A 23,236-nucleotide genomic window follows, 5' to 3' on the forward strand; every position below is an offset into this window, starting at 1 on the left:
AACTTTTGTCTTTTATGACTAATATTGCACGTTCTATGTAGCGTTGTTTCGCTTTTTTTACGCTGTCCATCTCTTCCTTATAAGTCAATTTCTTTCTTGGATTTTAACGATTGTTTAGAGTGGTTAAACGTATCAATTAATTTATACGAGTTCAACCAGTAGGAGGGGTTTAACTGGGGGGTAACAGGGGGTTAACAGGGGTAAACCCTTGTTAACCCCCTGCTATATCCCTATAAAAATGGTGTTATTTAGGTTTAACTCACGAACTTGATCTCAATGTGGTAACCTAGTTTATAGGATAAAAAATATGGGGCTCATGCTAAAGCTTATATTAATAGCAACTTGATTTGCTGTATTTACTCAATTTTTGTATCATTGGGGAGATGATAACCAATGCAGCAGCTTAAGTCTTTTTTATTCGCTTATCTCCAACTCTTTCTTCTCCTTTTCTTAGGGCAATCGTCAGCTTGGAGCCAGGTCAATACCTATGCGTTTAAAACCTTAACCTCTGACCAGGGCCTGGTCCATAATCATGTCAATTGTGCACTCAGGGATAAGTACAATTACCTCTGGTTTGGTACCGAATCTGGTCTGAGCCGATTTGATGGGACGCAATTCACAAATTTTCGCTATTCCGCCAATAAACGTACCGGCCTGAGTGGAAATGCAATTTCCGCAATCTTTGAGGGACCAGAAGGCAATGTATGGATTCGCACCAGCAATCGGATGAATGTGTATGATCAGCACTCAGGCATTATCGTCCAGCAGCTTGATTCCATACTGACCCACTTAAAGCTGCCCGTCAAAGACGTACACACGATAAGGCCGCTGGAAGGGCAGACCTTCGCATTATTGTATAGCGATCGTTCGCTGATCTTGTACGATAGCCTAAAGAAAATCTATCGTACTGTACCGTCGTTGACAAAAAACAACCGAATCGCTGATGTGATAGCTGGTCAAGGGCACACGATCTGGGTAATCTACGAAAATGGCCTGTTGGGCCACATCGATACCAAATCATTGCGCAGTACCAAAACCAGCCTATTGCCGATCAGCAGTAAGCTGGTAAATTATAATCTATTTGCCGACCGGGAAGGGGCGATATGGATTTTCTCAAAAGACATTCCAATTGGTGTATACTGGCTTGACCCGAAAGATGGATCAATTCAACACCTCCAAAAAGAACTGTCCAATCCTTTTGTAGGCAATATCGTGCAAGATGATCAAGGGCATCTTTGGCTAGGAACTGATCATGGTGGGATCAATGTTTATGATAAAAAAACAAAAAGTGTACAGATCCTCGCTAACGATAAATATGATTTACGGAGCCTACCTTACAATAGCATAACGGCTTTATATCGGGATAAGTCAGGTATCATATGGGCGGGAACCTATAAAGGTGGCATCAGTTATTATCATCCCAAGCTGTTGTTATTCTCTTTAATCAGGAACTATCCAGGGCTTCCTAAATCGCTTCCCTTTGACGATGTCAATAAGTTTGTACAGGATCGAAAGGGTAATCTATGGATCGGGACAAACGGTGGGGGATTGCTCTATTATAATAGCAGTCAGAAAACATTCACGCAATACCTGCATGATCCTCAGGATCCCAACAGTTTGAGCTCCAACGTGATTGTTTCCTTATTGCTGGATACGGAAGATAAGCTGTGGATCGGAACTTATCGAGGTGGTATGTGTCGATTCGACGGCAAAAGTTTTAAGGTTTTCCACCGTGATTCGGCACCTGGAAAGTTGAACGACGATAGTGTATGGGAGATCTACGAGGATAGTCAACATCGATTTTGGATAGGAACCTTAAGTGCTGGCTTGTACCTGTTTGATAAAAAGACAGAACAGTTTTCGAGAGCGTATACTCGGCAGGGACAAACCATTAACAGCAATTATATCTCTGTCTTGTTTGAAGATTCAAAAAAACGGCTCTGGATCGGCACAGCGACAGGTTTGGCATTGTTGGCTCCCGACGACAAGATTAGCTATATGAATACATCCAGTTCGCCCATGAAACTTATGAATGATCTGATTTATGATATTAAAGAGGACAAAACTGGTCGTATTTGGGTAGCAACACAAGAGGGCTTGCATGTAATCGACGGTACAAAAGTAAGCTATCTCACACAGCAGGATGGACTCAGCGACGATGCGATCCTGGCGCTCTTGGTCGATAATCAGGGGGGAATCTGGGCTTCAACAAACAAAGGACTGTCGGCGATTGTCGGCAAAGGGCAGGCCGAGAAGTTCATCATCCGCAATTTTACAAGGGAATCAGGCCTTCAGGGGAATGTATTCAATGAAAACGCCGCTTTAAAAATGCGGGACGGAAGACTTGTCTTTGGTGGGCCAAAGGGATTCAATTTTATCGACCCTAAGAAAATTAGCAGCGAAAGTGAACTGGTCTTACCGCTTTTGTCCAATCTTTATTTATTTAACAAGCGGATAGCCGTAGGTGAGGAATTTTCGGGCCGGGTCATTTACGATCAAGCCCTGAATAATCTTAAAGAACTGAGTCTTCCTTACAACCTCAATGCCATTTCGCTGGAGTTCTCTACCTTTGACTACCTGCAACAGCATAATGGACTCTACCAATATCAGCTTGCTGGTCTAAGTGATGAATGGTTTGATTTTGAACCGGCAACCATGCGCGCCAATTTCACCAATCTAGACACCCGAAGCTACAATTTGTATATTCGGCACGCCATCGATTCGAATAGCTGGTCTGAGGGCGTGCTGCTCCTAACAATCGATATACAGCCACCTTTTTGGCGTTCGGCTTGGGCCTTTCTTTTCTATGCCAGCCTGGTACTGATCGTCCTATGGGCTTATTTTTATTTGACAAAACTACGTGTCAAGACGCGCAATCAACTCTACCTCGCCCAGGAACAGGCTGCACAGGCAAAGGAACTGGATGCGTTGAAAACACGTTTCTTTACCAATATAAGTCATGAATTCAGAACTCCGATCAGTTTGATTCTAACTCCAGCGCAGCAGCTGCTGGATGAAGAGCAGCATCCAGAAAAAAAAGCCGACCTAAACTTAATCAAGAAGAATGCAGACCGTCTGCTTAAATTGGTCAATCAGCTGCTGGACTTTAGAAAATTGGAGAAAAGTGAGCTTGAGCTGAACGAAGCTTATGGGGACCTCATGGGATTTATCCGCGAAATGCTTGATGCCTTTGCCGGGATAGCGCAAAGCAATCAGATCTCGCTGCAGGTCAATATCGCTCCAGACACCTATCTGTCCTGGTTTGACAAAAACAAATTGGAAAGCATTATTTTCAATCTGATGTCAAATGCGATCAAGTTTAGCCCGGTATCCGGCATTGTGGCATTCAATGCCGAAGTCACTGAACACGAAACAGGAAAGATGCTGCGTATTGAAGTTCAAAATCAGGGTACAGCGATTCCCGAAAACCTACAAGCCCGCGTATTTGAACGTTACATGCAACTGGATGTGCCCAATGGAAAACTGAATCACGGTACGGGAATCGGGCTTTCTATTGTTAAAGACTATGTCGAATTCTTGGGCGGAACTATCGCGCTGAGCAGCAATGTGCACTGGACGATTTTTAAAGTTCAGCTACCCATACATAAGGCCGAAGCGAGTGTCGATCCTGTCGAAAGCGATAAGCAGGATAAACCCGCTATTTTATTGGTCGAAGATGATATCGACTTCCTCCATTACCTGGAGCGGAGCCTGAGTTCAGCCTACCTAATCCACGCTGTGCAAAGCATCAATGATGCAAAATTGATCCTAAGCAAGCAAGAGGTCAATCTGATCATCACCGATCTCAGCCTCCCTGGAGAGAGCGGACTGGAATTTTGCCGGTTTATAAAGGCCCAGGCCAAGCTGGTCCATATCCCTGTGCTGATTGTAACAGCCGTAGTCAATCAGAAAATTGAACTGGAAGCCTTGGAGTCGGGTGCTACAGATTATATCAACAAGCCTTTTAATATTAACCTGCTGCGTTCAAAATTAGCGCAGATACTCCATCAACAACAGACAATGGTAAAACGGTATAAAAAACAGATTAATGTTAATCTGACGCAGCCCGATATCGCATCTGCTGATGAACAATTTATCCGTGCGCTGGTAATGGAAATTGAACAGGATCTCAGTGACTCTTCGCTTTCTGTCGAACTGCTTGCCAAAAGAATGAACATCACGCGCGTAGGGCTTTATAAAAAGGTGCTTGCCATCACAGGCTATTCACCGATGGAATACATCCGACATATTCGGCTCAAACGTGCCATGCATCTGGTTCAGAACTCGAAATTATCGATGGCTGAAATTGCTTATGAAGTAGGATTCGGAAATCCGAAACAATTTAGCAAATATTTTAAATCTGCATTTGGTAACCTGCCGTCTTTTTATCGAAAAAGCTTGTAAATAAGTGAATTGTCGATAGTGTTTTTCGCCAGTATCCCCGCATAAGTTAACAAAATAACCCCTAAAAGTTAACAAAATATACCCCTTATACAACCGGTTGCATTCTATATTTGATCTGTTCTTTCAATAGGAAAGGACGCGTAATAACCAAGGGAATATAATAACCAATAAATCTTATTTAAATGCGCAACTTAACGTACGCTTTAAGTGGTTTGATGCTCTTCGCAATCGTGCAGCAGGGATTTAGCCAAGCCAATAAAGCTCATTATGAAAAAATGCCTTCCGGTATTAAGGTCAGCTTCAAAAATTCGGAGACCTCCATTGATCAGGATATTTATTTGGATGTCGTAACTGACAAGATTGTGCGTGTCACAGCTGTTCCAGCTGGTGCAATCTTACCGGGACAAACGAGCTTAGTGATCGTCGATTCACTGCGCCGGCAAGTAAAATCACTTGCGGTAAGCTCGACCGACTCTACGGTAAATGTACAAACGGCCAATATGCAGGCAGTGGTTTCCTTGATGAACGGCAAAGTGGAATTTTTTGACCTTAAGGGGCAATCCATCTTGAAAGAAGCAAAGCGGAATTCAAGTTCTTTTTTAGCTAATAGTTATCAAGGTGATGCATTTTATCACATTAACCAAGACTTTATTGTCAATGCGGAAGAAGGGATCTATGGACTCGGCCAACATCAGAATGCGGTGATGAATTATAACCGTGGCAAACAGGTTTCGCTGCTGCAGTACAATACAGAAATCGGAATACCCTTTTTACTGTCCACTAACAACTATGGCATTTTATGGCACAATTACTCCATTACAAAAGCGGGCGACGTGAGGCCGTTATTGCCTTTAAATGCTTTTAAGTTGCAGTCAAAAGAGGGAGAGCCGGGTTGGCTCACGGCAACCTATGTAAATCGGAACAAGGGCGAAGAAGTGTATCTATCCCGACCGGAATCGATTATCGACTATGGCTACTTAACAGATCAGCACAAATTTCCAAAGAGCGTAAAGCTGGCCGAAAGCAAAGTCATCTATGCCGGAAGTTTCTCTTCGCCCTATACTGGCAAACATGTGCTGCATTTTAAATATTCGGGTTATATGAAAGTCTGGATTGATGGGGAGCTGGTCGCCGACCGCTGGCGTCAATCCTGGAATGCAGGTACCTTTGAGATTGAGAGAGACCTCCAGAAAGATAAGCCCCACCAGATCCGCATGGAATGGATACCAGATGGAGGGGAATCTTATTTTACCTTAAACTGGCAGAGCCCCATTCCAGAAGCGCGTAAAAACGTATTTTCCTTTAATTCAGAAGCTGGAGATGCCATTGATTATTACTTTGTACAGGGCGCATCAATGGATGAGGTCATTGCAGGTTATCGCCACTTGTCCGGCAAGGCACCGATTATGCCGATTTGGAGCTTTGGATTTTGGCAGAGCAGAGAACGTTACAAGACACAAGCGGAAATTGAGGAGGTCGCGGCTGAATTTCGCAAACGTAAGATTCCGATCGACAATATTGTGCAGGATTGGTCTTACTGGGCTGAAAACGACTGGGGGAGCCAAAAATTTGATGTAAAGCGTTTTCCAGACCCTCTGGCCATGGTGAAGAAGCTGCATGATCAGCACTTTAAGATCATGATTTCGGCCTGGCCTAAAATCAATGAAGAGTCTTCCGTATACCAAGAATTTAAAGCCAACAAATGGATCTATCCGAGAAATATTTATGACGGCCGTAAAGATTGGATCGGAAAGGGCTATACCTCGACATTTTATGATCCTTTCAACAAAGCGGCACGCGATGGGTTCTGGAAATTGTTGGACAACAATCTTTTCAAAATTGGGATCGATGCCTGGTGGATGGATGCGAGTGAGCCAGATATTCACTCCAATATTGATCTGGACGAGCGTAAATCGGTCTTTCAGCCAGCTATAGGATCATCTGTTCGCTACTATAATGCGTTCCCTTTGCAAAATGCCAAGGGTATCTACGAGGGCCAGCGTGAAACAGATCCTAACAAACGGGTGTTTATTCTGACGCGATCCTTTTTTGCAGGGCAGCAGCGCTATGCGGCGGCTGCCTGGAGCGGCGATATTGCTTCGAGATGGCATGACATGAAAGATCAGATTGCCGGGGGCATCAATTTCTCGATGTCCGGTACACCTTATTGGACAATGGATGCGGGAGGCTTTTTGGTTGAAAATAGGTTTCACAAACCTAATACGGCGGACTTGGAAGAGTGGCGCGAGCTGAATAGCCGCTGGTACCAATACGGGGCATTTTTGCCTTTGTTCAGGGCGCATGGACAATATCCCTACCGCGAGCCGTATAATATCGCTCCTGTGGATCATCCGGCCTATAAAAGCATGACCTACGCGATTAATCTACGGTATAAATTACTGGCCTATAATTATAGTCTTGCCGCGAAGACTTTTTTTGAAGACTATTCGATGATACGTGGACTTGCGATGGATTTCCCGCAGGACAAAGATGGATTCGACAGCAACGACCAATACCTTTGGGGACCATCCTTGCTTATCAGTCCAGTTACTGAAAAAGGGGCTACCTCACGTAAGATACACTTTCCAAAAGGAGCCAGCTGGTATGATCTATACAATGGCAAGATGGTAGCAGGGGGGCAGGATCTGCTTATTGCAGCACCATACGAACGTATCCCTGTTTATGTCAGAGCCGGAGCAATATTGCCCATTGGACCGGTCATGCAATATACAGCCGAGAAAAAGCCGGAAGTATTGGATCTTTATATCTATGCCGGAGCAGACGGTCAGTTTTCACTTTATGAAGACGAAGGCAGCAATTATAATTATGAAAAAGGGAAATATAGCCGCATTGATTTCAGCTATGACAATTCTGCACAAACACTGTCTTTGGCCAGCCGTCAGGGGGATTTCGACGGCATGCTGACCAAAAGAAAGTTCAATATCATTTTTGTCAGCGACAGCAACGCTGTTGGACTGGATGTATCACCAGCAAAACCAATAGAGGTAACCTATTCAGGTAAAGCTTTGCAGATCAAATTAAAATAATAAAAAACCAATTTATAAATCAAGACATATGATAAGCAAACAATTGTTGAGCAGGGGCATGGCCGTCGTGGTCATGACCAGTGTGACCTCTTTGGTCTGGGCACAATCCTTCACGGGATCGGTTGTTTCGGCTGATTCAGGATTGCCGATCGGGGGAGCGAGTATCAGCGTAAAGAATCAGAAGATTTCAACGAGTAGCGATGAGTCGGGCAAGTTTTCTCTTGGGGCCAGCACAGGGACTATATTGACCATTACTTACGTAGGGTACAAAACGGAGGAAGTTAAAATTACTGGTCCCAATATGGTGATCCGCCTACAGCCGCAAGCTTCCGATCTCGAAGAGGTGGTGGTTATCGGCTACGGTGTACAAAAGAAAAAATTGAATACGGGAGCCAATTTGAAGGTGGAGGGTGAAGAACTGCAGAAACGCAATCAATTGAACCCGCTGCAGTCGCTTCAGGGCCAAGCACCGGGTGTATCCATTACATCAACTTCCGGTCAGCCGGGAGCAGATATGAAGGTCGTCGTCCGCGGACTGGGAACAATTGGCAATTCGGGCCCTTTATACGTCATCGACGGCGTCCCAGGGGGGGATATTTCGGTCTTGAATGCGGCCGATATTCAATCTATCGATGTACTGAAAGACGCCGCCTCGGCAGCCATCTATGGTTCGCAGGCTGCAAACGGGGTTATCCTGGTTACCACTAAAATGGGGGCTGCCGGAAAAAATGTGTTGTCGTTTGATGGCTATACGGGTATTCAGAACGTTTCGCGTAAAGCAAAATTGCTGAATGCAGATCAGTACAAGCTGATCATGAATGAGCAATCACTGAATTCGGGAGCCGCGGTGATTGATTTTAACAGCATGGATGGTCTGGCCAATACCAATTGGATGGATTACATGTTTAAGGATAATGCAAAAATGGACAATTACAATGTTGCTCTGACCGGGGGCAATGAAAAATCCACCTACGCCTTATCGATGAATTATATTGGTCAGGAGGGGATTGTAGGTGGTAAAGACGTTTCCAACTATCAGCGTTATGGTTTCCGTACGAACTCGGAACATAAACTCTTCGATAACTTTGTGAAAATAGGTCAGCACCTTAACTTTAACTACATCAAAAATCGGGGCATCGGTGTAGGCAACCAGTACAATAATACCTTACGCGGTGCTTTTGCGACTTCGCCCTTGTCACCGGTGTACTCGGACAATGGCTTGTACGGAAGTCCTTTCAATGATACCTCCAATTCACCTTGGTACAATGGGGACAGCAATCCATATGGGGTGATGATGACCAATTCGAATAACGCCAATGATGGCCAAAAATTACTGGCGGATGTATTTGCGGAGATTGAGCCTATCAAAGGCTTGAAGGTCCGGTCATTGCTGGGATTCAACTATTATGCTTCAGAATACAGAAGTTTTACGCCCTTATACCGCTTCTCCATCTACACCTACAACCAAGATCATACAACAACCTCACAGAACATGAGCAAAGGTCATACGCTGACCTGGACAAATACTGCTTCCTATGACTTTGATATCCATACGGATCATCTTTTTTCAGCCATGGTCGGTATGGAATCGCTACGTTACCAGGGAACTTACCTTTCGGGGTCCAACTGGAATCTGCTTTCGCAGTTCAATGATTTTGCACATGCTTATTTGGACAATACCACAGGCCAGGCGCACCTGGATGAAAAAGGGAACGTCGTCGAAACGCGTACGGTGTCTGGAAAGCCAGAGAACATCACCCGTAGGGTCTCGTACTTTGGACGGCTGGGCTATAATTATAAGGAAAAGTACCTGTTGAATGCTACATTGCGTGCAGATGGATCCTCTAAATTTTCGCGCAGCAATCGCTGGGGATATTTTCCTTCGGTATCGGCAGGTTGGGTCATTTCTTCCGAAGAGTTTTTTAAAGAACATTTAGCGGCTGTAAACTTCTTTAAACTCCGTGCTTCATGGGGGCAAGTGGGTAATCAGGATATCGCTGATTTTCAATATGCGGCACCCATCAGTACCTCAACAGGAATTACATCGTCCAACCCCGGAGCACATTATGTCTTTGGAACGAGTAACAATAATATCGCCGGGGCTTATCCGAGCCGTTTATCCAATCCGAATCTGACCTGGGAAACTTCCGAACAGACTAATATTGGATTTGATGCCAAATTTGCGAACAGCCGCCTGGATGTTGTTGCCGATTTTTATGTCAAAAAGACCAAGAACTGGCTGGTTACAGCGCCTGTTTTGGCGACAACCGGAACGTTGCCCCCTTTTATCAATGGCGGTGACGTGAAGAATACAGGGGTGGAATTGGGCCTAAATTGGGCGGATAAGATCAATGAAGTCAAGTATCGTCTTGGGGTAAATGGTGCCTATAACAAAAATAAGGTGGGACAGATTCCGACTGAAGATGGCATTATCCATGGACAGACAGCCATGTTATACGATAATTCGGAAGAATTTTATCGTGCTGCAAATGGTCTACCCATTGGCTACTTCTGGGGGTATAAGACAGACGGCCTATTCCAGAACCAAGCCGAGATCGACGCCTGGAAAACAGCCGGGAAAGGTATCCTTCAAGCGGATGTGAAACCGGGCGATGTGAAATATGTAGACCAGAATAGTGATGGTATTATTAATGCCTCGGATAAGACAAATCTGGGTGTGGGCATGCCTAATTTTACTTATGGATTTAATATTGGACTGGATTATAAAGGATTTGATTTCTCGGTGAATGCCTACGGTTCCCTGGGAAACAAAATTGTACAATCTTACCGCAATCATGCCAATAAACAAGCAAACTATACCACGCGAATATTAGACCGATGGACCGGAGAGGGGACTTCCAGTACAATTCCCCGTGTTACGGAAACGAATGTCAATTGGCAGTTTTCAGACCTTTATATTCAGGATGGAGACTTTCTTCGGATCAGCAATGTGACCTTAGGTTATGATCTATCGAAGCTGATCAAATGGAAGTATGCTAATCAGATCCGCTTCTACGTTCAAGGACAAAACCTGTTCACGTTCACCAAATATGATGGGATGGATCCCGAGATCGGTTATGGAACCGATGGTTGGGTGTCGGGTATCGACCTTGGTTACTATCCAAGACCAAGGACTGTATTATTTGGCCTAAATGTTAAATTCTAAACACAAGAAATCATGAAAAAAACGAGCTATATCTATCATTCCATGTTATTTGGGTCCTTAATCTTAGGATCATGTTCATCCAGTTTTTTGGATGTCGAACCGATGACAAGCGTTTTGGAAAGCAATTTTTATAAAACCATAGCCGATGCTGACATGGCTTTGGTCGGCTGTTATGATGGTTATCAACGCACAACCTCCAATGGGAGCCAATCTTTCTATCTGACAGCAGAGGTGGCCGCCGACAATTGTTTTGGCGGAACAGGTACAACAGACGGTCGATCATTCCAGGCAATAGACCGTTTTGATATTGCGCAGTCCCAATCGGACAATAATATCTTTGATGGTACCTGGTCTGATTACTATGCGGGAATTTTTCGCTGCAATACACTCTTGGGAAAATTGGATGGCACTGATTTTTCAGGCAACACAACAGCGCGGGCACGTATTGAAGGGGAAACGAAGTTCCTACGGGCGACCATGTACTTTGATCTCGTCCGTCTATTCGAAAACATACCTTTGCTAACGAGCCCGACCAATGAGAATATTCCACAGTCGGATCCCAAAGCGATTTATCAACTGATTGTTTCAGACCTTAAATTTGCGGCTTCCAATATCCCAGCCACAGCTTACCCCAAGTCAGCTGCGGCAACCAATGATGGCCGGGCTACTCCATTTGCAGCAAAAGCGCTATTAGCCCGTGTTTATCTATTTTATTCAGGTTATTATGGTGGCGAGGATATCGGTGTCTCCAAAGCCGAAGCCCTGGCGGGACTGGAAGAGGTTATCGGTAGCGGCCAGTTTGCGTTGGTGGCTGATTTCAAAAATCTGTGGCCAGCAGCGAGTTATATCCCCAATGCAAGCAATAATACACTAGATATCTCCAAATATGCCGGCAAGGGAAATGCAGAGGTTGTATTTGCACAGAAATTCAACAATACATCGAACTACAACGGTTATGTTGATGGCAACCGCTGGGTCGTCTTTCTGGGCTTGCGCGGAAAAAATTGGTCGCCCTATGGCCAAGGATGGGGGGCATGTACGGTAAGCAAAAAGTTTTTCAATGAGTTTGACAACATGGATACGCGCAAAACCGCCTCAATTATTGATATCGATGGCGAGAACATCACTGGATTTGACCTCAAAGACCAGCGTGAGTATACAGGTTACACCATAAAAAAATACGCCCCCACGGCATTGCCGGATGGGACCACCAATACAGGTGGGGATAAGGATATGCAACTGTCCCAAGACCAGGATTACTTTGTCATCCGCTATGCTGATGTCTTGCTTATGGCGGCAGAACTCGGTTCCGCAAACGCGCAGAAATACTTTGATGAGGTAAGAAAAAGAGCTTATAAGACCAATTTTGTGTCGCTAGCAGTTTCAAAAAACAATATTCTGAAAGAAAGAAAATTTGAATTTGCTTTTGAAGGTATCCGCTATTGGGATGTATTGCGGCAGGGGCTGAATAATGCCGCCGCAACACTAGAAACAACAGAGGATGTGCTAAGTGGATCTGTACCCGAGAAGGTCATCGTGACTAAAGAGCGTTTTTTGACAACGAAAGGATTTATGCAAATACCCAATAAGCAGATTACCTTATCCAATGGTGTACTGAAACAAAATGCTGGATGGAACTAAACACAAGTATACGAGGACTCACTATTAGTTGAATTATAAATAGACAAACATGAAAAAGATATTCACCTATGCCATCTGCTTTTTTGCGGCGATGGTACTCTTTGGAGCCTGTTCTCCTGAGAATTATATATTGGGAGACATCGATGTCACATCGGCACAGTTGGACAAGGGAAAGGCCTTTACTGTTGAACATGATGCCAATAATCCCAATATTGTGTATTTAACCAGCTTGATGGATTCAAAATACACCCCATTGTGGGAGCATCCACAGGGGCGGAGTCAAGAGAAAAAGGTAACCCTAAGAATGCCTTTTCCTGGTGAGTACACTGTCAAATTTGGTGTCGAGACGCGTGGTGGCATCGTCTACGGCGAGCCTGTGACATTCAATATCGATCAGATGTATGCCGAGTTTATCAGTGACGAGACTTGGACCTTATTTACAGGGGGGGCGGGAGAAGAGAAAACCTGGTACCTCGATCTGGATGCTGAGGGCATTTCTCGCTACTTTAAAGGTCCAATGTATTTTTACGGCACCGGTGACTGGTGGGGAAGCATCAATAAAACAGCCGCGCCTTTAAACAGCGATAGCTGGAGCTGGGAACCCGATTGGAAAGGCAATAGCTGGCTTATGCCTGCAGGCGATTATGGAAGTATGACTTTTGACCTGAAAGGCGGTGCAAACATCAACGTGAATCATGCCATGCTAGGTAAAGTCCAGAAGGGGACTTTTAACATTGATACCGAAAAGAAAACCATCCGTATGACTGGGGCGTCGCCTTTACATGGAAAGCCACAAGATGGAATCGTCGTCGACTGGGGCGATGTCCGTATTATGTCGCTGACCGAGAATACCATGCAATTAGCCGTATTGCGAGATCCCGTGCTTTCGAATGACGGAGCGGCCATGCTGACCTTTAATTTTATCAGCAAGACCTACAAGGAGAGTTTGGCCGAAGATGCCAAGAATAACAATAAGACCCCATAAATGTATGCTGAAGCAATTAGTTGATACTAGGTATAGCCGGATAATAGGTATACTGATCCTGTTATTTGCGACGGCGGGTTCTTTAAGTGGACAGTCCAGAAAGGTTATTGATTTTAATGGGGGCTGGTGGTTTAAACGGGACAGCAGCCAGCAATATAGCAATGGACGAAAAGGAGAGGGCTGGCGAAAGCTCGATCTACCACATGACTGGAGTATCGAAATGCCATTTAGAGAAAGCAGTCCCGCAGGTAGCGGGGCTGCTTACCTCGATGGTGGCGTAGGATGGTATCAAAAAACGTTTAAACTGGCTCGGGCTGAGCAAGGGCAACGGATATTTATTGCATTCGAAGGTGTATACGAAAACAGTGAGGTCTGGATCAATGGGCATTTCTTAGGAAAAAGACCCAATGGTTATATCGGATTTGAATATGAGCTTTCCCCTTATTTATACTGGGATGGTAGAGACAACCTGCTTTCAGTAAAAGTAAACAATAAGAATCAGCCCAACTCGCGTTTCTATTCGGGGTCGGGGATCTATCGGGATGTCAAATTAATCAGCCGGAATCCAGTCAGCATAGGAACGAACAGTACCTTCATAAGAGCTGGGCAGCTCAGTGAGAAACGTGCTGTCGTGGATCTCTCTCTGGAAATTGAGCATAACCTTGAGGAATCAAAAAAGATTACGCTACTGACAGAGGTTCTTTCAGCTCAAGGTGCTGTTCTAGCGAGTAAACGTACTACGTTGAACGCCCTCAAGGCAGGTCTGCATCCCCTCGATCAGCAGATAGTCCTCGAAAATCCCATCTTATGGGGTATCGAAAATCCCTATCAATATACAGCAAAGATTAAACTTATTGTTGATGGTCGGGTTGTAGATGAACAGCTTACGAAATTTGGCTTACGTAATTTTAGCTTCGATCAGCAACAGGGCTTTATGCTCAATGGGAGGCCGCTTAAAATCCGTGGGGTCTGTTTACATAGTGATCTCGGCGCTTTGGGCATGGCATTCAACCGATCTGCAGCATTACGTCAGCTTCGCATCATGAAAGAAATGGGGGTGAATGGAATACGGACATCACACAATCCTGCGGCGCCAGCGTTTTTGGATCTCTGCGATAGCTTGGGTTTTGTTGTGATGAGTGAAACCTTCGATGTCTGGAAAGGGCGCAAAAATCCCTATGACTATCATTTATATTGGGACGAATGGTACAAGCGGGACTTTGTTGACCATATCAAAAGGGACCGGAATCATCCGTCGTTGTTTATATGGTGCTTGGGCAATGAAGCGCAGGAGCAATGGCATTCCAAAGCTGATGGTGCAGCGATTCCGATTGCGCTGGCAGCAATCGTCGATAGTCTGGATGGCACACGTCCGACCACCATTGCCAATAATGAACTCTCCAAAGCCAATCCAGTGCTGATGAGTTCGGCGGTAGATTTGATTGGCTATAACTATAACCATAAGAAATGGGCAAGCTTCCCACAAGATCATCCTGAAAAGAAGTTTATCGTAACAGAAAGTACTTCGGCATTGGAAAGCCGCGGAACGTATGATTTGGTGCCATATGATTCTAGTCGCATGTGGCCAGAACGATGGGATATTCCCTTTTCTGGCGGGAACAAAGACAGGAACATATCGGCTTACGACAATGTATTTACACCTTGGGGATCAAATCATCAGACAAGCTTGAGGTTGATGGAAAAGTACGACCATATTGCGGGCATGTATGTATGGACAGGATTTGATTATCTAGGCGAACCAACACCCTACACCTGGCCGGCACGAAGTTCGTACTTTGGTATTGTGGATCTAGCTGGATTTCCGAAAGATGTCTACTATCTGTATCAAAGCGTCTGGACAGAAAAGCCGGTCTTACATGTATTGCCTCATTGGAATTGGAAGCAAGGTGATCGGGTAGATATCGTGGTATATTTTAATCAGGCTGACCGGGTGGAGCTTTATCTGAACGGTAAAAGGATAAGGGAGCAGTCCAAAGACCCAGATCGGTACGACCTTGTATTTAAAGCTGTTGAATTCAAACCAGGGGAGATTGAAGTAATATCGTTTCAAGGTGGCAAGAAACTGCTAAGTAAAACGATCCGTACCGCAGCGAAAGCGCATCGTATACAATTGTTTGCAGAAAATGTGACTTTCAATTCGGCAAAGAAAGAACTTTCCTTTGTACATGCTTATATCGTGGACGAGTTTGGCACGATCGTTCCTTATGCAGACGATAAAATCGAATTTGAGGTGGAGGGAGATGGTGCAAAAATTGTGGCGACAGACAATGGCAATACGACGGATCTGACGAGCTTCCAATCTGCTTCCCGCAATGCTTTTCATGGTAAAGCCTTGGCGATTGTCACGAGCAAAAACAAAGGCAAAATACAGGTAAGGGCAAAAAGCGAAGGACTAATTTCGGGTGATATTCAACTTGAAGCCAATTAGTTCTTGGCTCTGCTCTGCTCTGCTCTGGATTTGTATGTTTTTTTTTACTAATAAGAGCAAGGTCCGACCATGGTCGGACCTTGCTCTTTGTTGTATAACGCGATCATTAAGGCTATGATTTACTTGCCAATGCAGAATTTCGAGAAGATATTATCCAATAAATCGTCTGTCGAAACACTTCCCGTGATTTCACCAAGATGATATAGCGCTTGGCGGATATCCATTGCTAGGAAATCAGAAGTGACCGGATTGTTAATACCATATATTACGCGTTCCAGTGAATCTGCTGTTTTTTGTAGCGCTTCCACGTGACGGATGTTGGTGACCATAACATCATCTGTATTCAAATTTCCTAATTGTACACGATTGATCAATTCGTCTTTCAATTCCTCGACGCCAATTTGCTCTTTTGCTGAAATGTAGAGCGGATTAAGGACATTGTAAACGTCTTTTTGCGCCTCAGAAAGCAAATCTGATTTATTGATAATGGTGACAAATGGAATTTGTAGTCGCTCGATTTCTGGTAATTGAGCTTGTACTTCTTCAACTTTGTCCTGTGTAGGATCGAAAAGATAAATGATCAATCGTGCCTGTTTCATCTTTTCACGGGTACGCTCAACTCCTTTTGCTTCAATAACATCTGCCGTCTCACGTATACCTGCAGTGTCAATAAATCGGAATGTGACGCCATGAATATTAATTTCATCTTCAATCGTATCACGTGTAGTCCCTGCAATATCGGAAACAATGGCACGTTCTTCATTTAAGAAAGCATTCAATAGGGTTGATTTTCCAACATTCGGTTTCCCGGCAATGACAACAGGAACACCATTTTTAAGGACGTTACCTTGTTCAAAAGATTGTATTAATTTTTGAACAATGACCTGTATTTTGTTGATTAGATTTTTTAGCTGATCCCTGTTCGCAAATTCCACATCTTCTTCCGAAAAATCAAGCTCTAATTCAATTAGTGATGCAAAGTGAATGAGATCTTCACGAAGGGATTTAAGCTGATTGGAGAAACCGCCCCGCATTTGTTGCATCGCCACTTGATGCGAAGCTGCAGAATTGGATGCAATTAAATCGGCAACTGCTTCTGCTTGCGATAAATCCATGCCGCCATTGAGAAATGCACGTAGGGTAAATTCTCCTGGACGAGCAGCACGTGCTCCTTTTTTGATCAGTAAATTTACAACGCGCTCGATAATATATTTGGAGTTGTGCGTTGATATTTCCACCGAATTTTCTCTCGTGTAGGAGTTCGGGGCTACAAATAAAGAAACAAGTACTTCATCTATAATCTCTTCGCCATCCCTTATGGTTCCAAAATGGATAGTATGCGATGCTTGTTGAAGCAGGTTCTTTCCTTTAAATATTTCGTTTGTAATTTTTATGGCATTCTGACCTGAAACGCGTATGACAGCGATAGCTCCATTTGTTCCGGAAGATGTCGCTAATGCAACAATGGTATCTTCAGTGATATATCCCGTATTTAACATGGTACAAAGATACGTTAAATTGGAATAATGGATTCTATATATTGCGGAACAAATTAAATTCATATTGACCGATTAAACCTTTGTTCAAACATTGATGTCATACCCATAGAAACGCTTGTAAAAAAGAATGAAACACAGGCGGAGTGAAATTAATTTTTAAATTTAAATTATACTGTTATGAGAAAGATGATATACTTCGCGTTGGCAATAGGAGGACTTGTCTTAATGGCTCCACAACAATCGTCCGCTCAGTATCGGGGACATGAACGTGAGTGGAAACAGGACAAAGAGCGTAGAAAATATGAAGAGAAAAGGGATAAGGAATATCGAAAATATTTAGAAAAACGCGAAAAAGAAGACCGTAAGTATCATAAAGAAGTAGCTAAGTCATACCGAAAAGGGTACCGTCATGGAGCACCGGCCTGGGCAAGTGCACATCGTTACGATAGTAGACACCATGTATACTTTAGAGATTACAAAACATTCTATGACCCTTACAGAGGAGGTTACGTGTATATGCGCAATGGCCGTTGGAATTTTTCATCAAACGTGCCTTCGTTTATGTTGAATGTCAACTTGGGAGCAGCCAATATTCGGATTGTAAAAGATGTTGCAATTAGCAGACATCCTGAAGATTTTTACAACGACTACCGTTGGGATTAGAAAGAATTTATCTTGTTGTTTGAATATAAAAGCCTCAATCTTTAGGGAGATGAGGCTTTTCTTTTTGCTAGTCTTCTTCGAAACTGACTTTATTCACTTCAAGCGACTTTATCCGCGCTAACGATTCAATTCTTAAATCGGACAATTCTCTTAATCTTTTACCACCTTCCTGGAAGGATTTTTCGATAATAAATCCCATGCCCAAAACTGAAGCCCCCGATTGTTTAACGAGATCGAGCATACCAAAAGCGGCGTTCCCATTGGCCAAAAAATCGTCTATAAAAAGAACATTGTCGCTCGGCGTAAGAAACTCTTTGCTGACACAGATGTCATAGGTTCGGTTCTTAGTAAATGAATGCACCTGGCTTACATACATATCAACCATGGTGGTCGGTTTTGCTTTTTTCACAAATACAACCGGTAATTCCAAAAGGTAGCCAAGCATGATCGCTGGGGCTATTCCGCTTGCTTCAATTGTAATGATTTTATTGATCGGGAGGTCTGCAAAACGACGGACAAATTCCACCGCAATAGATTTCATCAATACGGGGTCCATCTGGTGATTGATGAAGTTGTCTACTTTAAGTATGCCTCCTGCAAGACTTTTACCGTCATGATGGATTCTATCCTTTAATAATTTCATGTTTTACTTGTATAAAAATAGCGTGCTATGTCAAAATTTTGATCAGTTGATCCTTAATCCATCTCCATTTGATAGAGGTTATTGAACTCTTCTTGATGATGTTCGAGAATGACCTTCCGTTTCATTTTTAAGGTTGGTGTTAACTCTCCATTTTCAATTGTAAATTCGTCGGTTAAAATAATTGGTTTCTTGATCTGCTCCCAGTTACCAAAATGCTGGTTTGCACGGCGCACCTCCTGATTGACTTTTTTTACTATAGTCGGGTCAGTCAGAAAATCATCCTTTGTCATGGTAGCAAGTTCAGGAGCATCTGTTCTGGCCCAATCCAACAAATGGGCATAGTTTGGTACAATAAAGGCAGAGGCAAATTTCATCCCGTCACCGATTACCATTGCCTGTTCTATAAACTTAGATTCAACGAGCTTGGTTTCGATAGGTTGTGGTATAACGTACTTCCCGCCCGAAATTTTGAACATCTCTTTTTTTCGGTCAATGATTTTTAAGAATTTTTCATCTTCCCACTTCCCGATATCTCCGGTGTGCAACCATCCATCAATGATGGTTTTATCCGTCTCTGCCTTATTCTTATAATAGCCCATCATGACGTTGGGACCTTTTACCAATATCTCTCCGTCTTCGGCGAGTTTTATTTCAACAAAACGTACAGGAAGTCCAACAGTGCCAATGCGAATACCTTTGATATAATGATTGACTGAAATGAGTGGGGAGGCTTCGGTCATGCCGTAACCCTCATATAATGGAATTCCTGCAGCTAAGAAGGCACGTGTTAACTTGCTGTGAAGAGAGGCTGATCCAGAGGCAACGGTAAGCAATTCGCCACCCAAAGCCTCATACCATTTGTTAAGGACAAGTTTCTTGGCAAGCTTTAGTTTGAGATTATAGGATAGACTTCTTTTCTCAGGATTTGGATCATATTCTTCTGCAACTGAAACAGCCCAATCAAATACTTTGCGTTTGAAACCAGTGAGATCGTGGCCTGTTTTCATGATTTTCTCGTAAACTTTTTCCAGAATACGTGGGACAACGGTCATGATATGAGGTTTTACTTCCTTCAGATTATCACCAATCTTGTCAAAAGATTCTGCGATATAGATCGTAAAGCCAAGATACATATAGGTATATAAAACCATACGCTCGTAGGCGTGACAAGGAGGGAGGAAGGTCAGTCCGCGGTCATAAGCTTTACAAGGGGTAATTTCTGCTGCGCCCAATACATTGGAAAAGATATTATTGTGCGACAACATGACGCCTTTTGGTTTCCCTGTGGTTCCGGAAGTGTAAATCAGGGTAGCGAGATCTTCAGGTTTGATCTGATCGCGGAGTGCTGCTAGTTTTTCTGGGGAGCAATTGGAGCCTATATCATTAAGTTCTTTCCAGCTGCGTGTTCCTTCCTGTTCGGCGATACAAAAAAGATACTTCAATGTATAGATTGAATCGGTTAGATTCATCAGGCGATCGTACAAGCTTTTGTTACTGACGATACAAACCCTGATTTCGGCATCATTAAAAATATATTGATAGTCTGTATCGGTAATATTTGGATAGATGGCCACCACGACTGCACCAATTTGCTGGATTGCAAAGTCAATCATATGCCATTCCATGCTACTGCCGGCAATGAGACCAACTTTCTCGCTGGGTTTCACGCCAAGTTCAATCAGCCCTTTGGAGAGGTTGTTTACTTGTTCAAGAAAATCTGCTGTTTTGATATAATTCCACTTGCCGTCCACTTTGTGCGCAAACATATCAAGATTGGGGTATTTGCCCATCTGTTGACGTGCAAGATCAAATAATCTAAGTTTTTCTTCCATTTCAAATCGTATTCTTTTAAGCTCCGCGGGAGCACCCTTCCAGTATGAACTTTGTTTTAAGGGAAAAGTTTGCAAACATAAATAATTGTTTCAAGAATATGGAATGATTTTGTAATTAGCTTGTTTCAAAAGTGCGAAGGGGAGCGATAGGTGAAGTGCTTTTGTGCTTTTCAAAAGTAGGGTGTTTCTTGGAGACCATTTGAGCATAGTTCCTTGAGTAGATGGACTTGATACGCGCCAATTATAAAAAAAGCTAGTCGTTATCGACTAGCTTTTCTTCTTTGTTTTTCTTTGATCAAAAGCCCGAGCTCCCGACCTGTCGCTCCTGCGACTGAAGTATTTTCCTGTGCTCTACGGAAAAGGTATGGCATCACTGCTTTCACCGGTCCGTAAGGCATGTATTTGGCAACATTGTAGCCGTGTGCAGCTAAATTGAAGCTCAGGTTATCAGACATACCCAATAATTGTGCAAAGTAAATACGGTCGATTGATCTGTCGATACCGCGTCTGTCAATTTCCTTTGCAAGTAGCATGCTACTGTCCTCATTGTGTGTACCCGCCATTAGTCCAAAGTTGTCCAGATGGTCCAAGATAAATTCAATAGCTTCATTATAATCTCTATCGGAAGCTTCTTTATTTGGCTGGATGGGATCGGAATAACCTTTTTGCGCAGCGCGAGCACGTTCGATCTCCATATAGGCACCACGAACGATCTTAGCACCCATGTGAAATCCTCTAACTTTGGCGTATTCAAAGTCAGCTTTCAAAGATGCCAACTTATCACTACGGTACAATTGATAAGTATTATATACAATTGGTTTTTCCATATTGTATTTTTCCATCATTTCACGAGCGATATCGTCAATTGCATCTTGGATCCATGAATGTTCAGCATCTACTAAAACTTTTACACCAGCTGCATGACAAGCTTTACAGATGCGATCGGTACGATCCAACATACGTTGGTATTCTGCCTGTTCACTTTCTGTCAAGGCTTCCTTTGCATTGACTTTTTCAAACAGTTCAAATCGGCCTAATCCAGTTGGTTTAAATACTGAAAATGGAATGTATTTGTTTTTACTGGCCGCGACTACGGTGCGCAATACCTCGTTGCAGCAAGCGTCAAATGCACTTTCAGTTTCTTCTCCTTCAACGGAATAATCCAATATTGTTCCTACACCATTCTCTCCCAATTCGTTAATCGCATTTTCGCAACCTTCGATGGTCTCTCCGCCACAAAAATGCTTGAAGATTGTTTTACGGATGATACCCTGGATAGGTAATCCGATGTTCAGTGCAAAGTTGGTCATGGATGGACCTACTTTTGTCAAGAAGTTATTCGCTATTATTTTGAATAACCAATACGCTCTTTCCAAATCCTTATCGCTTTTACTTTTAAAAGCAATCTCTGTATTATCAAAGGATAATGTCTTGGGCTCAGAATTCTCAATCATAATCTTTATTTGCAATAAGGCAAATGTAGCAATTTACTAAGCATTAAAACGATGATAATTCTTGTATTCCTCAGTGAAACCACTATTTTTGTGAAATGCAAGAATTTAAAATCGAGGGCGAATATATCCAGCTCATACAGTTACTTAAAGCTTTAAATTGGGTGGAGCATGGTGCTATGGCTCAGTGGGTTGTAGCGGAAGGGTATGTAAAGTGTAATGGGCAGGTCGATTACCGGAAAAGGCTCAAATTGCGACCAGGAGATGTTGTTGAATTTGATGGGATGCAAATAAAATTGGTGTAATATTAAACAATATTGGTAAATAGAAAACTTAAACCTTAAAGAATCGTAGAATGGAAGTCATAGAAAGTTTGGGCTATCAGGTATATTTTGATGATACGTTGGCCTCTTTGGAGGCGTTTTTAGCTGAGCGCAGTTACTCAAAGATCATCGTCTTGGTGGATACCAACACCTTGGATAATTGTTTACCCTTATTTCAGCAGGCCTTACCCAATTTGGCGAATTATGACGTGATAGAAGTAGATCCTGGCGAGGAAAATAAAAATATTGATTTCTGTATTGGCGTATGGCATAATATGCTCGATTTCGGAGCGGATAGGCATTCGTTGATGATCAACCTGGGTGGTGGGGTAGTCACCGATATGGGGGGATTTGCAGCGTCAACTTTCAAAAGAGGGATGGATTTTATTCAAATTCCGACGACTTTACTTTCCCAGGTAGATGCATCGGTAGGAGGTAAGACCGGCATTGATATGGGCAGTGTGAAAAATATTATTGGAACTTTTGCACAACCTCAAGCAGTATTTATTTCAAGCCAGTTTTTGAAAACCCTAGATCAGCGTCAATTAATCTCAGGTTTTGCTGAAGTAATTAAACATGGACTGATCTTCGATCGGGCTTACTATGAGCGAGTGAAAACATTGGAGATCGATCAAATCGACAATTCTTTGGTCAAACATTCTGTTTCGATCAAAAACCGTGTTATCCTTGAGGATCCGAAAGAAAAAGGACTGCGTAAAATTTTAAACTTTGGCCATACAATTGGTCATGCTATTGAGGGCTACTCTTTGTTGAACGATGCTTCACCTTTATTACATGGAGAAGCTATTGCAGTAGGAATGATTTGTGAGGGGTATCTATCGCATAAATTGAATGGTCTGCCTTTGGATGAATTAAACGATTTGATCCAAACCTTCAGAAAATACTTTAAAGATTATACATTTGATTCATCCATTGATACAGCCTTGTTGGATTTGATGCGAAATGATAAGAAAAACTTGTCCAATCAGATCGGTTTTGCATTGCTTGACCAAATTGGCAGTTGTCAATATGATATCTACGTTTCTGAGGAAGATATTATTGAAAGTCTTGATTTTTACCGTGAGCTAATCACAACATAATAAAACAGAAAAGCCGTGTATCGGGAGAATGCA

The 23,236-nt window shown here is 43.1% G+C and carries 13 protein-coding genes; 9 read left to right on the forward strand and 4 right to left on the reverse strand.

Annotated elements, in window-relative coordinates; translation table 11 throughout:
* Positions 1–393 precede the first annotated feature (393 nt).
* The 6 genes from B3297_RS20505 (at position 394) to B3297_RS20530 (ending at position 15,692) form a co-directional block, all read left to right on the forward strand.
* Positions 394–4,404 (forward strand): hybrid sensor histidine kinase/response regulator transcription factor, encoded by a 4,011-nt coding sequence (locus tag B3297_RS20505; protein ID WP_286779392.1) that lies wholly within the window; start codon positions 394–396, stop codon positions 4,402–4,404.
* Positions 4,405–4,586: 182 nt separating this feature from the next.
* Positions 4,587–7,451: a TIM-barrel domain-containing protein gene (locus tag B3297_RS20510; protein ID WP_286769693.1), complete on the forward strand. Its 2,865-nt coding sequence runs from the start codon at positions 4,587–4,589 to the stop codon at positions 7,449–7,451.
* A gap of 28 nt (positions 7,452–7,479) precedes the next feature.
* Entirely contained in the window at positions 7,480–10,617 is a 3,138-nt protein-coding gene (locus tag B3297_RS20515) for a SusC/RagA family TonB-linked outer membrane protein (RefSeq protein ID WP_286779393.1), read from the forward strand.
* A 12-nt stretch (positions 10,618–10,629) separates the two neighbouring features.
* Entirely contained in the window at positions 10,630–12,258 is a 1,629-nt protein-coding gene (locus tag B3297_RS20520; RefSeq protein ID WP_112374501.1) for a RagB/SusD family nutrient uptake outer membrane protein, read from the forward strand.
* Between the two features lie 49 nt (positions 12,259–12,307).
* Positions 12,308–13,243, forward strand: a complete 936-nt coding sequence (locus tag B3297_RS20525; protein ID WP_286779394.1) for a hypothetical protein — start codon at positions 12,308–12,310, stop codon at positions 13,241–13,243.
* Positions 13,244–13,247: 4 nt separating this feature from the next.
* A complete protein-coding gene (locus tag B3297_RS20530) occupies positions 13,248–15,692 on the forward strand; it encodes a glycoside hydrolase family 2 TIM barrel-domain containing protein (RefSeq protein WP_112374807.1) in 2,445 nt (814 codons plus the stop codon).
* A gap of 119 nt (positions 15,693–15,811) precedes the next feature.
* Here the strand turns inward: B3297_RS20530 and mnmE are convergent, their stop codons facing one another.
* Positions 15,812–17,191 carry a tRNA uridine-5-carboxymethylaminomethyl(34) synthesis GTPase MnmE gene (gene mnmE / locus B3297_RS20535; protein ID WP_286779501.1) on the reverse strand — a complete coding sequence of 460 codons (1,380 nt, stop codon included), beginning with the start codon at positions 17,189–17,191 and terminating at the stop codon, positions 15,812–15,814.
* A 177-nt stretch (positions 17,192–17,368) separates the two neighbouring features.
* Between mnmE and B3297_RS20540 the strand changes: the two genes are divergently transcribed.
* Positions 17,369–17,854 carry a hypothetical protein gene (locus tag B3297_RS20540; protein ID WP_070568738.1) on the forward strand — a complete coding sequence of 162 codons (486 nt, stop codon included), beginning with the start codon at positions 17,369–17,371 and terminating at the stop codon, positions 17,852–17,854.
* 67 nt (positions 17,855–17,921) lie between these two features.
* Here B3297_RS20540 and xpt read toward each other — a convergent pair whose 3' ends face one another.
* The 3 genes from xpt to B3297_RS20555 form a co-directional block, all read right to left on the reverse strand.
* A complete protein-coding gene (gene xpt, locus B3297_RS20545) occupies positions 17,922–18,497 on the reverse strand; it encodes a xanthine phosphoribosyltransferase (protein ID WP_070568735.1) in 576 nt (191 codons plus the stop codon).
* Between the two features lie 53 nt (positions 18,498–18,550).
* Positions 18,551–20,329, reverse strand: coding sequence for an AMP-dependent synthetase/ligase (locus B3297_RS20550; RefSeq protein WP_286779395.1), 1,779 nt, complete (start codon positions 20,327–20,329; stop codon positions 18,551–18,553).
* Positions 20,330–20,589: 260 nt separating this feature from the next.
* Positions 20,590–21,783 (reverse strand): proline dehydrogenase family protein, encoded by a 1,194-nt coding sequence (locus B3297_RS20555; protein ID WP_046675892.1) that lies wholly within the window; start codon positions 21,781–21,783, stop codon positions 20,590–20,592.
* A gap of 95 nt (positions 21,784–21,878) precedes the next feature.
* Between B3297_RS20555 and B3297_RS20560 the strand changes: the two genes are divergently transcribed.
* Positions 21,879–22,085 carry an RNA-binding S4 domain-containing protein gene (locus tag B3297_RS20560; RefSeq protein WP_286779396.1) on the forward strand — a complete coding sequence of 69 codons (207 nt, stop codon included), beginning with the start codon at positions 21,879–21,881 and terminating at the stop codon, positions 22,083–22,085.
* 50 nt (positions 22,086–22,135) lie between these two features.
* Positions 22,136–23,203, forward strand: coding sequence for a 3-dehydroquinate synthase (gene aroB / locus B3297_RS20565; RefSeq protein WP_286779397.1), 1,068 nt, complete (start codon positions 22,136–22,138; stop codon positions 23,201–23,203).
* The last annotated feature ends 33 nt before the right edge of the window (positions 23,204–23,236 follow it).

This window comes from Sphingobacterium sp. UBA3519 (genome assembly GCF_002377215.1).
In the GTDB taxonomy this organism is placed as follows: Bacteria; Bacteroidota; Bacteroidia; order Sphingobacteriales; family Sphingobacteriaceae; genus Sphingobacterium; species Sphingobacterium multivorum.